Origin of the sequence: Alteromonas sp. S005, assembly GCF_036864475.1 — a bacterium.
In the GTDB taxonomy this organism is placed as follows: Bacteria; Pseudomonadota; Gammaproteobacteria; order Enterobacterales; family Alteromonadaceae; genus Alteromonas.
Genome location: NZ_JAZETN010000011.1, coordinates 122688 through 134511, shown reverse-complemented (window position 1 = coordinate 134511; position 11824 = coordinate 122688). Strand labels below are relative to the sequence as shown.

The window sequence follows — 11824 nt, the reverse complement described above, 5'->3', positions numbered from 1 at the left end:
GCTCACCCTGTTCGAGTGAGGTGCGCATTATACGCTGGAAGTTTTCGTTGTCAACACTTTTTGAAAATTTATTTTCTGAAGCGTTTCTTCTAAACTCCCGTCTTTACTGGCCTATACAGGTAGTAGAGACTTACTTCAGGAGGCTTGCTGTTTTGCTTTTCCCCCGAAGCGGATGCGCATTTTAGGGAAATGAGCGCTCACGTCAACACTTATTTTAAAAAAGATGAAAAAAGTGAACTAACCGTCTATTTTTCATTCAAATGTGATAATTAGTAGACAATATGGACTAATTACTAATAGGATGGGGATTCAGATCCTATAAAGTAGTCGTTCTTAAAGTAGTAGTAGATACTGCCGTTATTATATTAGTGCTTGGTATTAGTTAATGATATTGAAGCCAGCGTAAGGGAATACGTATAAGAATGTATATAAGCGTAAACGATGTACGCTTTGCGTTTTTTATAAATGTATTAATATTGGTGGTGTCATAAATTGACTACGCAATAATTATAAAGGTGGGTTTATGTTACGAACTCTTTCATTGCTATCATCTGCAGTACTAGCCTCTCATGTTAGTTTTGTAGCAATGGCACAAGATGCGTCTTCGAGTGAAGTTATTCAGCCTTCTGTTTCGACAAGTGTTGAAACCGCTGAAGAGCCAAACCGCTTTCAAACTGCCTTTCTAAAGAGGCAGGTAAAACAAACCATGTCGGTAGGCAGAGCAATAAGCTCGATTGCGGGTCACTATCCTCAAGAAATCGTATCTATTGTAGACATTGCGTTAGATACCTACCCAGATAAGTACAGAGAAATAATATTTGCGGCTATTTCTGCACAGCCCGCCTCAACAGAAGAAATTGTTCAGTTAGCTATTGAGAAAGAAGTTAGCAGCTGCCCTAACATTGTACAGCTGGCTATAAAAGCAGAACCGACTTACGTGGATTTCGTAGTGCAAGCTGCGGCAGTTTCTACGCCTGAAGAATTAGATGAGATTGTACGTGTTGCCGTATTAACGCAACCAGATGCGGCTGATAGTATTGTTCAGACATTATCGCAAGAACATCCGAACAAAATTGTCGATATCATGACAAGCGCCTTAAACGCTGTTCCTTTTGTTGGAGAATATGTAGTAGATGCGCTTTTAGCTGTATTCCCTAACGAAGCGGAAACAGTAGTTGAAACAGCGGTACGAGAGTCATCGCAGCAGCGTGAACACGTTATTCGTATCTTAAACACCGCTCAACATGCAGGTGTGTCTGAAGATAAGTTAAAAGAATATGCAATGTCAGCGGGATTGAGCGAAGACGATGTAATAAGTGCGCTAAACAATTAGTGCCTTAATTCATAAATAATGCTTTACCAAAACGGCGTATTGAGTGAATCAATACGCCGTTTTGGTTTTTGGCTTCGTATGTAACTTCAATTGCTCTAAGGTTTGTCGTAGGGTAACAGCACACCGTACTTTTAATCTTTTCAGCACTTTAACATCGCCCATATTGAAATTGCGATAACTGGATTCTACAAAGTCATTCGTCGAAGGAGTGAAGCATTGCCGCTTCTTTATATAGCATAAGCTCGGATTTTAATAGGTCGACCTTGGCTTTGATCTCTTTGATCTTGGCTTTAATCTCATTTTGCGCTCGCGCGTTTAATACGAACATATCGCTGTCTCCTGCATCAAAGCGCGTTTTCTCTACCTTCGACAAGGTGTTTGCTAACGCAGCATTTTCGCTTTGAAGCGACACAATATCCTTCGCTTGCGCCCAGTAAATTAACGCTTGTTCAAAGCGCTGTATAATTGCTTGTTGAGTGGATGTAAGCTTATGTGCAAGCTCTCTTTGCTTTGACTGTAATTGTGCGCGCTCTGCTTTTGCCTTTCTGTTGCCCAGCGGGTAAGAGAACGATAATCCCACTTTGGTTTCTGTGCCTTCCAATGTTTCAGAGCCAGCCCCCACGTCTCTGGCTATAGAGGCAGTGAGATCTAGCTTGGGAAGTAACGCATTGTCAGCAAGTGCTACCTTATTTTCTACCACCTGCTGTTCTAACTTCATTACGTCCAGTTCAGGATGACTGCGAAGAGCATTGCGAAGCGTAACCAATTGGCTGTTGCCAATCCAAAATGGCCAGCTTAAGTCGTTAGGTGGCTGGTCACTGTTAATTGCCAACATATCGCCATTTGGCGAGCGCCAGTAAAAAGACAGCATTTGCGCGTGCATGTCTCGCTTTTGTTTAAGTTCGGCTAAGGTTAAGCGCTGTTGAAGCAGGTTGGCTTTAAACTCGGTAAGCACAATACTGGCTAAGTCGCCCTTCTCTACCCGAGTAACCAAGGCTTTTTCACGTTCAGACGCCGTATTGAGTAATTCGGTAACGGCTTGAATTTGTAACGCACTCTCGTACCATGCAATGTATTCACTTACGCCTTTATAGACAAAGTCATTTATAAGGCTCGTCGCTAGTGCCTGCCATTGCGATGTAGCCAGCCCAGCGTTGCGCAATTCAGTTCTGCGTTTATCTATCTCACGATTTTGCAAAAGCGACATGGCAACACCTACACTCGCCTCGCCAGCAGACAGCGTATCGTAGTACCCTTCATAGCTAGGAAAGTCACCCGCTGCAATTCGATACTCACCAAATACAGACGCATTAAAATCTTCAACTGGGTTAGTGAAACGCTGAGTGAGATTTGTCCCATCGTAGTAACCTGACACTCGGCTCTTTGTTTTCTGCTCAATAAAGGGGTCGAAGCTGCTTCGTGCAATCTCAAGTTCAGCGGCAGCTTGGTAATTTCCTTCGTTAATAGCCTGCACGTAAGGGTGATAGTTCACCATACTATCAACTAACGCTTCGATAGTTGGCGCCTGTCTCCCCTGTTGAGTTTGCACTTGGTTAGTATATTGCGTCTGCGCGAATGGGCCAGGTATACTTCCACCTATATAAGTAGCTAATGCAATTGCCGTAAAAAACAATCTGCGCATTACCATATTGATGCTCCCGAACCTTTTGCTCCACCTGATGACGACTGCTGTGTAGGTAATGGAGGGAAGTTATTTAACTGGCGCCACATTTCATAACCTAAACGTACTTCTTCTAGCAACACCCATGCTTTCACTCGGCTGCCTAATCGCGCTGAGCTTTCTGCTGGCCACGGGATGTCTGACTCGTCAGGCCTGATCCAAACATTAAAGTCGCCGGTAGCATTGGCTACTGGCTCTACATATACAACTTCACCGCCGAAGGTTCCTATTGCACTTCCCGGCCACCCGCTAAACTGGAAAACTGGCCAACCCTCAAACTGCAATCGCGCTTTTGCACCAGGCTTCACCAATGGTGCGTCTAGCCCTCTTACCGTTACCCGCACACTGCGCTTGGCATCAGCAGGAATGAACTGACCTAAGATATCGCCAGATTTCACAAAGGTAGACACGCCACCCGACAGCAAACGCACCACTGTACCGTCTACTGGCGCAAACTTGGTTTGGGTAGATTGACGAGAGAGCGTCATACTTACTTCGTTTATTTCAGATACCGACGCAGCAGCTTTCGCTCTTAGCTCCTGTACTTTAATCTCGGCTTGTTCAACCTCTTTACGAGACACCAAGCCCTGCTCTTGCAATGACTTTTGGCGCGCCAAGTTATTTTCGGCATTTCTAACCGCAGTTTCATTAGCTTGGTTTTTCAAGTTCGCAGCCGAAAGCTGAGACTGAAGCTTTTCAAGACGTTGGGCATCAATATCAATAAGCGTAACGATGGGCTCGCCCGCTTTTACCTGCTGCCCTTCCTTTACATGCCACTGTTTAACCTGCCCATCGACAAGCGCATTAATAGGTTGAGTTCTGTCTTTAGGGTCGAGCGAGTCAACCATACCTGTACCATAGGCAGTTTGAACCCAAGGAGTAAAGTACAGAATTAAACCGGCGGCAAGCACTAAGAATATGATTATGCCGGTGATAACGCGGTGTAGCTTAGGTACTTTCAGAGAAGGCAGTGATGTAATGTTGTCTAAAAAGCGACGTTCTGCGTTATTCACTTACTCACCCTCCTTATTGTTCGTACTTTCGAAATCGCCACTAATGGGTGATTCTCCGTTAGTATATTCGTTTAGCATGGCCGTAGCATTGTCATGAAGATGTAGCACACCTTCAAAACAATTCTGTAGTGGCATATTGGTAAAATACATCACGGTGAAATCGTATTTGCTTAGGCGCCTTAATAATCGAGTTCGTAACTCTACCGGAATGGCATCGAAGTGTTGGTTCAATATAAGAAGCTTGGGTTGCCCAATAATGGCGGCGGCCAGTTTAAGCAGCAAGAACTCTAGCGGCTGTAAAGGCGCACCTAATACCGACACTTTGGTTTGCAAACCTTCTGGTAAGCTATCAATGACTTTCATCATTTCAACTTCTTCAAGGGCTGCGCGAATATCGGCTATGCTTGCCTCAGGATGAGCCAGTTTCAAATAGCGCTCTATAGACACTTCTATAATCAGGGAGCGATCTAGAATAGTTACCGCCTGCCTTAACTCATGGGTGTCATAATCGTTTAGGCTAAATTCACCTAATAATATATCGCCTGACTTCACGCGATCGTATTGTTTTACAAGCCCCAGTAACTGCTTTTGAACCCAGCTCTTATCAGTAGTCACGAAGTATTTCGTTCCTGGCTCAAAAATAACGTTTAAATGGCAGGTATCATTGCCATGTTTAAGCTCTACATTGTTAAACACTAACTTAGACGATGTGGGGATGTGCTCTGAAGCATTTAACTCTTCCTGCGGCATCGCTAGAGCACCACCTAGCTTTTCGGCAGCACCGTATAATTCGTAATAAAGCTTCAAGTACTGAGTAAAGCGGGATAAGCCAAAAAATACGGCAGACATAACCAGCTCGGCAGCAACAAGCTGGCCAATAGACAGTTCGCCCTGTACAACAAGCACACCGCCAATACCAAGTAGCGACGCACTTGCCACCGCATACATTAGTAGGAACATCACCACCTGCGCAAAAGTGTAGTTAAAGTGACTTTTGTGCTTTTTAACATAGGTATTAATGTAACCTTCAGTGCTGCGACCAGCATATTCCACGTGATCCGCCGATTTGAAAAATTCGTGAGCGGTCGCAATGTCGTGCAGCCATTTTGCCGAATCATACTTAGCGTGAGAAAGCTCTATGGCCGTGCGCTTAGCGCCCCGCCCCCAAATCTTCCACACGGCATACATAGTGAGTAGTAGTACTACGTTAAAGGCGAAAAGTGCGGGGTGGTAAAATGAAACCAACGTAAAGCCCACCAGCATCTGTAGTACAAGCGCGAAACCATCGATCATTAAAGACGGCATATTCTTTTGAAAAGTCATTATGTCGAAGTAGCGCTGTGTAATGCTGACGTTTTGTCGACCTTCAAAAAAGCTGTGCGGAGCAAGAATGGTTTTCAGCCCTAAATCTGCAGTAAGCCGCGCATATACCTTGCGCTCGTAAAACTCCATCACGCGCATACGGAGGGCGCTGAATACACCTGATATTAATAAGGTAAGAAACAAAATAACGGCGAGAATGATAACCGCTCGAGTTGAGCCAATATTGGCAATGCTGTTAATAAGCGTTTGTACCGCTATAGGTACTGCCAGTGTCATCAAACTTATTGCAACGCCATAAGCGATAGCAACCCAAAAAAAGCCAGCCTCTGGTTTAAGTAACGAAAACAGAGTTTTTCGCGTTTTACGTAAATCTATTGGTTTAGCCATAGTTATGTCTTCAATATACCGCTAGCTGAGAAAGTTAGTTATGCGTTGTTTTAAATAGTTTATGCAACAACGTTTATAGTCTATTCCAATGGCGAGTTAGAATAAATCTGTTATATTCTTAATAGTTCATCGAAAATAATTGCGTTTGTAAATACTGGGGTCAGAGTACATTTCTCCGCCCGTTTAACAGGCTGCTAAAATATGCATCACCTAAACTACCATCATTTGTATTATTTTTATCTAGTCGCACGCGAAGGTAGCATAGCCAAAGCCGCTAAATTACTCCACGTTACCCCGCAAACGGTAAGCGGGCAACTAAGCACGTTTGAAAGTCAGCTTGGTTATTCACTATTCGACAGAATAAACAAGCGGCTGTACCTCAACGCACGGGGTAAAGTTGGCTATCAGTATGCCACCGAAATATTTCACAAGGGTAACCAACTGGCTGAAATACTTAACAATAGCGACGAAGTGAATACGAAGGAATTCGTAATAGGTATTACAAATGGAATACCAAAAGTGCTTTTTTATGACTTTGTGCACGACACTATGCGCGAGTTCTCGCAGGTGAAGTATGTTGTAAAAGAAGATAGTTTTGATGGCTTACTAAAAGAACTGGCCATAAATGCCATCGACTTTATTGTTGCAGACAGAGGAATTGCTCCGGGCACCCAAGTAAATGCTAACAGCTACTTCCTTGGTGAAAGTTCGCTAAGCTTTTTTGCCAAGCAACCGCTCTCTGCCAGTCAACGCTTTCCTGAATGCTTAAACCACATGCCACTTTTAATACAGGGTAACACCTCGGGTATAAGACACGCCCTATCAAGCTGGCTAGCAACGGAGCAACTGTACCCAAAAATTGTGGCAGAATTCGACGATAGTGCCCTATTAAAATTATTTGGTAGCGAGAACTTTGGTGTATTTTGCGCCCCCTCGGCGATAACCGAGCATGTGGAAAAACAATACAATGTACATTGTATTGGCAAAGCAGAGGCTTTAAGTGAACGTTACTATGCAATCACAGGTAAAAGCCGCGCAGAGTACACGCTGAGTGAGCATATTATTAGCTCAGCACAAGAGCTCTTTAGCAAGTAGTTTAGCCTTTACATTTTTCCACACAAAGTTCGACTTGTGATTCGCCGAAGCGCTCATCGAGCAATCGATGGGCTTCCACTTTAACTTTCGACCAGTCGAAACGTCCGCGACCGATGTATGCATTTTCGGCAAGCGTCTCGACCATCTCGAAGCACTCACGATCAACAACATTTCTAACCATTTCGAAGACATCCTATTCCCCAATATATTGTAGATAATATGACATTCGCTGTTTATCTGCCTTTAAACTTGGGTATCTCTTCATCGCATTTTGTATCGTGAGGAATAACATTGGGGGTATACAGAACACGCTTTGACAAGAAGGACAGATTAACCACTCTGCCCTTCGGTTGATTAGGCTGCAACGCCATCATTAATATCTTGCGCATAGAAACTTAGCATGAGTATCTTTTCCAACATAAAGCGAAGCGCGTCGTTTATGGGCATTAGCTTTTCGCCTAGTTCATAGTCTATCTGTGCAATCCTTTGTCTTCCCTCTGCGATCATAGGCGGCTTTACCGAGATAGAATGAATAGCGCTATTCGCAGCTATATCCTCTAGCAATGGCTGCTTCGATGCGTCTGCGCGCTGCGGCTGGATAGCAATTAGTGCAGCAGCATACTTATCAGGCACAGCTTGCTTAATAGTTTTGCAAACCGAAAGCGTGGCTTCTCCCGACTTTGTTTTATAACCCGCAGCACCAAACATACGGCAAAGACCTGGGCGGTACTCATAAATACCGCAGTAACCTTCTGAACCATCTAGACTTAAACGCTGATATTGCTTGCATACAAAACCGCTATCACTCTGAAACTCATCGAGTACTTGTTCGGCTTGCCCTATGTCATACAGATGCAAGGCATATGGCAGCATTTCTAAAGGCGATACTTCAATATCGGGTTTATTACAGCATGCGCCGCATTTTTCTACACAGTTTAAAGACTGACTAGATTGAAACGCACTAAATTCTTGAGAGAGTGATTGGTAAACATCCATCACTTGGCTGGAAAGCTCACGCAGCCTATTCATAACGACTCCGCTAATAAAAGCAAACTAAAACGGAACGAAGTTCACGCTGGGCAATATGGTAGGTAGCATGAACTCAACACTTTGTTTACTGGTTTCGGTAACCAGTGAACAGATAGCATTGGAGGCAGAAAAGTACTCTGACCCCATAATTTAAAGCATGCTTCTTCCCCGCCGGGTGTGAGTAAGCTTGAGGCTTGATGGCAGGGGTTGAATTGGCGCGGATTTTATTTTGAATTTTGGGTTTTGGGAAGTTTTTTGTGAGTGGTTTTTAATGATAAAAAAATCAGTATTATCGAAGCGATAGGTATTTAGTTTAACTCAGTATCAAATTTTTATGCCGCAAGCGTTAAAATGCATATGAGTTAAAGCCACCGTTGCAACTGCTGTTTTTTTAAACTACCATATTAGCTAAGTCTAGCTAAGTCCATAAGGAGTTTTGAATGCAAGCTAATATGCATGAAGCAAAAAGTAAGTTATCCCAACTTGTCGAACGGGCTGAGGCCGGTGAAGAAGTTGTTATCGCCAAGTCGGGAAAGCCAGCTGTGAAGCTAGTGCCTTTTAAAACAGAAAAGAAACGCACTTTTGGGCAGTTCAAAGGTCAAGTTCATGCAACAGAAGACTTCGACTCGAAAGAGGTTAACGAAGAGATAGCAAATATGTTCGGTTTGTAATGAAAAGAATCTTGTTGGATACCCACGTTTTAATTTGGTGGATGAATGGAGATGAGCAATTAGGTCTTAGTGCTCAGAAGCATATCTTAAATACTGAAAACGATATTTATATCAGCGCTGCGTCTGTTTGGGAAATGTCGATAAAGCAGCAGCTGGGAAAACTTAGGATACCAGACGATATTGAGTCGCTTATCGAAGAGTTAGGTTTTAGCGCCTTACCTATCAATTTATTTCACGGCCAGCAAGCGGGCAGACTGCCAATGCACCACCGCGATCCATTTGACAGAATGCTGATTGCCCAAGCTCAAGCTGAAGGACTGCAAATCTTAACGAAGGACGAACACTTTCCCGCTTACGGGGTTAGATTGATTAATGCTTTAAAGTGATGGTTGTGATTGTTGTGCTGCACCGTTTTTATCTTTCTCATAACTCAGTATACTAAACAAAGAAATATTACTATTAAATCAAGGAACGCTAATGAAGCCAGTTATTCTTGCAGGCGGTACTGGAAGCCGCTTATGGCCAAAGTCACGTGCAGCTTTACCTAAACAATTTTTGTCACTTACTTCTGACAAAACTATGATTCAAGACACTATGCTTCGACTTAATGGAATCGAATCATTACCACCATCTATAATTTGTAACGAGGAGCACCGCTTTCTAGTTGCTGAGCAAATGCGTCAAATTAACGTTGATGACAGCGATATACTCTTAGAGCCTGTGGGAAGAAATACAGCTCCTGCTATAGCACTGGCAGCATTTCAAGCTATGGAAGGAGGCGAAGATCCCGTTCTTCTTGTTTTGGCGGCTGATCACTTAATTCAAGATAGCGATACATTTCAGTCGAAGATAAAAGAAGCTCAGGCTTTAGCTGAACTAGGTAAGTTAGTTACATTCGGTATTGTTCCTACTCAACCTCATACAGGCTATGGATATATTAAAGCTGGCAACAAACTAAATATTGGCTTCGATGTGAGTGAGTTTGTCGAAAAACCTGATATGCCTACCGCAACCGAATACGTTAACTCAGGCGAGTATTTCTGGAATAGCGGTATGTTCATGTTTAAGGCGAGTGCCTTCTTAAAAGCACTTGAAGCTCATGCCCCAGATATATACACAACCTGTAAAAAAGCTATCGAAAAAACTGAAAAAGATCTCGATTTTGTTCGAATAGACGAAGAAATCTTTGCTTCATGTCCAAGTGACTCTATCGACTACGCAGTAATGGAAAAAACATCAGAAGCCGCCATGGTAACACTTGATGCGGGTTGGTCCGATGTAGGCAGTTGGTCATCATTATGGGAAACCGGTGACAAGGATGAAAACGGCAATGTAACTACTGGCGATACGCTGTTAGAAGGCACCAGAAACAGCTACATAAATGCAGAGCACAGTTTAGTTGCGGTTATTGGATTAGAAGATGTCGTTGTTGTCGAAACAAAAGATGCCGTAATGGTGGCAAATAAGAAAGATGCCGAACATATAAAAACAGTGGTCAACAAGCTGAAAGCTGAAAAGCGCCCTGAGTTTGAATTTCACCGCGAAGTATTTAGACCTTGGGGAAGTTACGATTCAATCGACAATGGCGGGCGATTTAAAGTTAAGCGCATCACCGTAAAGCCTGGCGAAAAGCTATCTGTTCAAATGCATCATCACAGGGCAGAACATTGGGTGGTAGTATCAGGCACTGCTAACGTGACAATAGGTGATGAAACGCAAATGCTTACCGAAAATGAGTCGGTTTATATACCGATTGGTGCTGTTCATGCACTAGAAAACCCCGGAAAGATTCCACTAGAACTAATCGAAGTACAGTCAGGAGCTTACCTTGGAGAAGACGATATTGTTCGTTTTTCTGATAGGTATGGGCGTTCTAATAAATAAACGCACAGTTTTCTATACATATGAAACGGAAAAAGGGCCAAGTCTTTAAGACTGGCCCTTTGTTATTTAAAGAGCCAGGCTATTTTACTCTGACCCAAAATTTGATTTTAGTCGGCGTTGAACAGGTCGCGGCTGTATACTTTATCTAGTACGTCTTCTATATCGCCCGTCACACGGTTTGCTACGATAACGTCAGAGATTTTCTTAAACTCTTCTAGGTCGTTTACTACGCGTGAGTTAAAGAAATCTTCTTCCTTAAGCACTGGCTCATAAACCACCACTTCAATACCTTTCGCCTTAATACGCTTCATAATGCCCTGAATAGCACTTGCGCGGAAGTTGTCTGAACCCGACTTCATGATAAGACGATAGATACCTACAATTTTCGGCTGGCGGCTAACAATTGAATCAGCAATAAAGTCTTTACGCGTGCGGTTAGCATCTACAATCGCCTGAATCATATTGTTAGGTACATCGCTATAGTTAGCTAGAAGCTGCTTAGTATCTTTAGGTAAGCAGTAACCGCCATAACCAAAACTTGGATTGTTGTAATGATTACCAATACGAGGATCTAAGCTTACACCTTCAATGATTTGCTTTGAATCTAAACCATGGCTTTCAGCATAGCTGTCTAACTCATTGAAATAGGCAACACGCATTGCCAAATAGGTATTAGCGAAAAGCTTAATAGCTTCCGCTTCAGTGCTGTCGGTAAACAACACATCAATATCTTCTTTAATTGCACCTTGCTGAAGTAACTTCGCAAAAATTTCAGCTCTCTCAGTTCGCTCACCTACAATAATGCGGCTAGGGTAAAGGTTGTCGTAAAGCGCTTTACCTTCACGCAAAAATTCGGGCGAAAAGATAATATTGTCTGACCCGAAACGCTCTTTTGCGTCCCTTGTAAAACCAACAGGTACAGTAGACTTAACAATCATTACTGCATCAGGATTAATTTCCATTACTGTCTTGATAACCGCTTCTACACTACCTGTATTGAAGTAGTTTGTTTGCGGGTCGTAATCTGTTGGTGTTGCGATTACAACATAGTCAGCATCTTTGTATGCAAGCTGTGCATCTAAAGTAGCTTCAAGATTAAGCTTTTTCGTTGCTATATATTCAGAAATTTCTTTGTCTTCAATTGGAGACTTTTTATTGTTCAGCATTTCGACTTTTTCAGGTACTAAGTCGACCGCTTTCACTTCATTGTGTTGTGCAAGTAGCACTGCATTTGAAAGCCCTACATAGCCTGTGCCTGCTACAGCTATTTTAAGCTTCTGCATAGTACTATCCATTTAAATCCTCTCCAGTTTTGTACAAATAATTTACGAAAGCTTTATTACTATCATTGCATAGTAATTTTAAACAATGATGAATACTACGGCTAACTCGCCTAATTTTTTAAATA

11 protein-coding genes are annotated in these 11824 nt (G+C 42.8%); 5 read left to right on the top strand and 6 right to left on the bottom strand.

The window, feature by feature from the left end:
* Nucleotides 1-523: 523 nt before the first annotated feature.
* On the top strand, nucleotides 524-1333 hold the full coding sequence (locus V7R55_RS13665) for a hypothetical protein (protein ID WP_334059941.1): 810 nt from the start codon (nucleotides 524-526) through the stop codon (nucleotides 1331-1333).
* A gap of 193 nt (nucleotides 1334-1526) precedes the next feature.
* On the opposite strand, the gene V7R55_RS13660 is transcribed toward V7R55_RS13665, so the two are convergent.
* From V7R55_RS13660 to V7R55_RS13650, 3 genes are read right to left on the bottom strand one after another with little or no spacing between them, the layout of a single operon-like run.
* Nucleotides 1527-2981 carry a TolC family protein gene (locus V7R55_RS13660; protein ID WP_334059940.1) on the bottom strand — a complete coding sequence of 485 codons (1455 nt, stop codon included), beginning with the start codon at nucleotides 2979-2981 and terminating at the stop codon, nucleotides 1527-1529.
* Nucleotides 2975-4027, bottom strand: coding sequence for an HlyD family secretion protein (locus V7R55_RS13655; protein ID WP_334059939.1), 1053 nt, complete (start codon nucleotides 4025-4027; stop codon nucleotides 2975-2977). Before V7R55_RS13655 ends, V7R55_RS13660 begins: the two co-directional genes overlap by 7 nt.
* Entirely contained in the window at nucleotides 4028-5737 is a 1710-nt protein-coding gene (locus tag V7R55_RS13650; RefSeq protein ID WP_334059938.1) for an ABC transporter ATP-binding protein, read from the bottom strand.
* A gap of 201 nt (nucleotides 5738-5938) precedes the next feature.
* Here V7R55_RS13650 and V7R55_RS13645 point away from each other — a divergent pair, with 201 nt between their 5' ends.
* Nucleotides 5939-6832, top strand: coding sequence for a LysR family transcriptional regulator (locus tag V7R55_RS13645; RefSeq protein ID WP_334059937.1), 894 nt, complete (start codon nucleotides 5939-5941; stop codon nucleotides 6830-6832).
* A 1-nt stretch (nucleotide 6833) separates the two neighbouring features.
* Here the strand turns inward: V7R55_RS13645 and V7R55_RS13640 are convergent, their stop codons facing one another.
* Both V7R55_RS13640 and V7R55_RS13635 read right to left on the bottom strand, forming a co-directional pair.
* Nucleotides 6834-7013: a hypothetical protein gene (locus V7R55_RS13640; protein WP_334059936.1), complete on the bottom strand. Its 180-nt coding sequence runs from the start codon at nucleotides 7011-7013 to the stop codon at nucleotides 6834-6836.
* 173 nt (nucleotides 7014-7186) lie between these two features.
* Entirely contained in the window at nucleotides 7187-7861 is a 675-nt protein-coding gene (locus tag V7R55_RS13635) for a YkgJ family cysteine cluster protein (protein ID WP_334059935.1), read from the bottom strand.
* A gap of 440 nt (nucleotides 7862-8301) precedes the next feature.
* Here V7R55_RS13635 and V7R55_RS13630 point away from each other — a divergent pair, with 440 nt between their 5' ends.
* The 3 genes from V7R55_RS13630 to V7R55_RS13620 all read left to right on the top strand — a co-directional run bounded on the left by V7R55_RS13630 (nucleotide 8302) and on the right by V7R55_RS13620 (nucleotide 10416).
* The gene (locus V7R55_RS13630) at nucleotides 8302-8532 is read left to right on the top strand and encodes a type II toxin-antitoxin system Phd/YefM family antitoxin (RefSeq protein ID WP_334059934.1); all 231 of its coding nucleotides are present in this window, start codon (nucleotides 8302-8304) and stop codon (nucleotides 8530-8532) included.
* Complete coding sequence (locus tag V7R55_RS13625; protein WP_334059933.1) at nucleotides 8532-8918, top strand: type II toxin-antitoxin system VapC family toxin; 387 nt, start codon at nucleotides 8532-8534, stop codon at nucleotides 8916-8918. The genes V7R55_RS13630 and V7R55_RS13625 overlap by 1 nt, the downstream gene beginning before the upstream one ends.
* A gap of 91 nt (nucleotides 8919-9009) precedes the next feature.
* Nucleotides 9010-10416 (top strand): mannose-1-phosphate guanylyltransferase/mannose-6-phosphate isomerase, encoded by a 1407-nt coding sequence (locus V7R55_RS13620; RefSeq protein ID WP_334059932.1) that lies wholly within the window; start codon nucleotides 9010-9012, stop codon nucleotides 10414-10416.
* A gap of 107 nt (nucleotides 10417-10523) precedes the next feature.
* Here the strand turns inward: V7R55_RS13620 and V7R55_RS13615 are convergent, their stop codons facing one another.
* Nucleotides 10524-11711, bottom strand: a complete 1188-nt coding sequence (locus V7R55_RS13615; protein WP_334059931.1) for a nucleotide sugar dehydrogenase — start codon at nucleotides 11709-11711, stop codon at nucleotides 10524-10526.
* Between the last annotated feature and the right edge of the window lie 113 nt (nucleotides 11712-11824).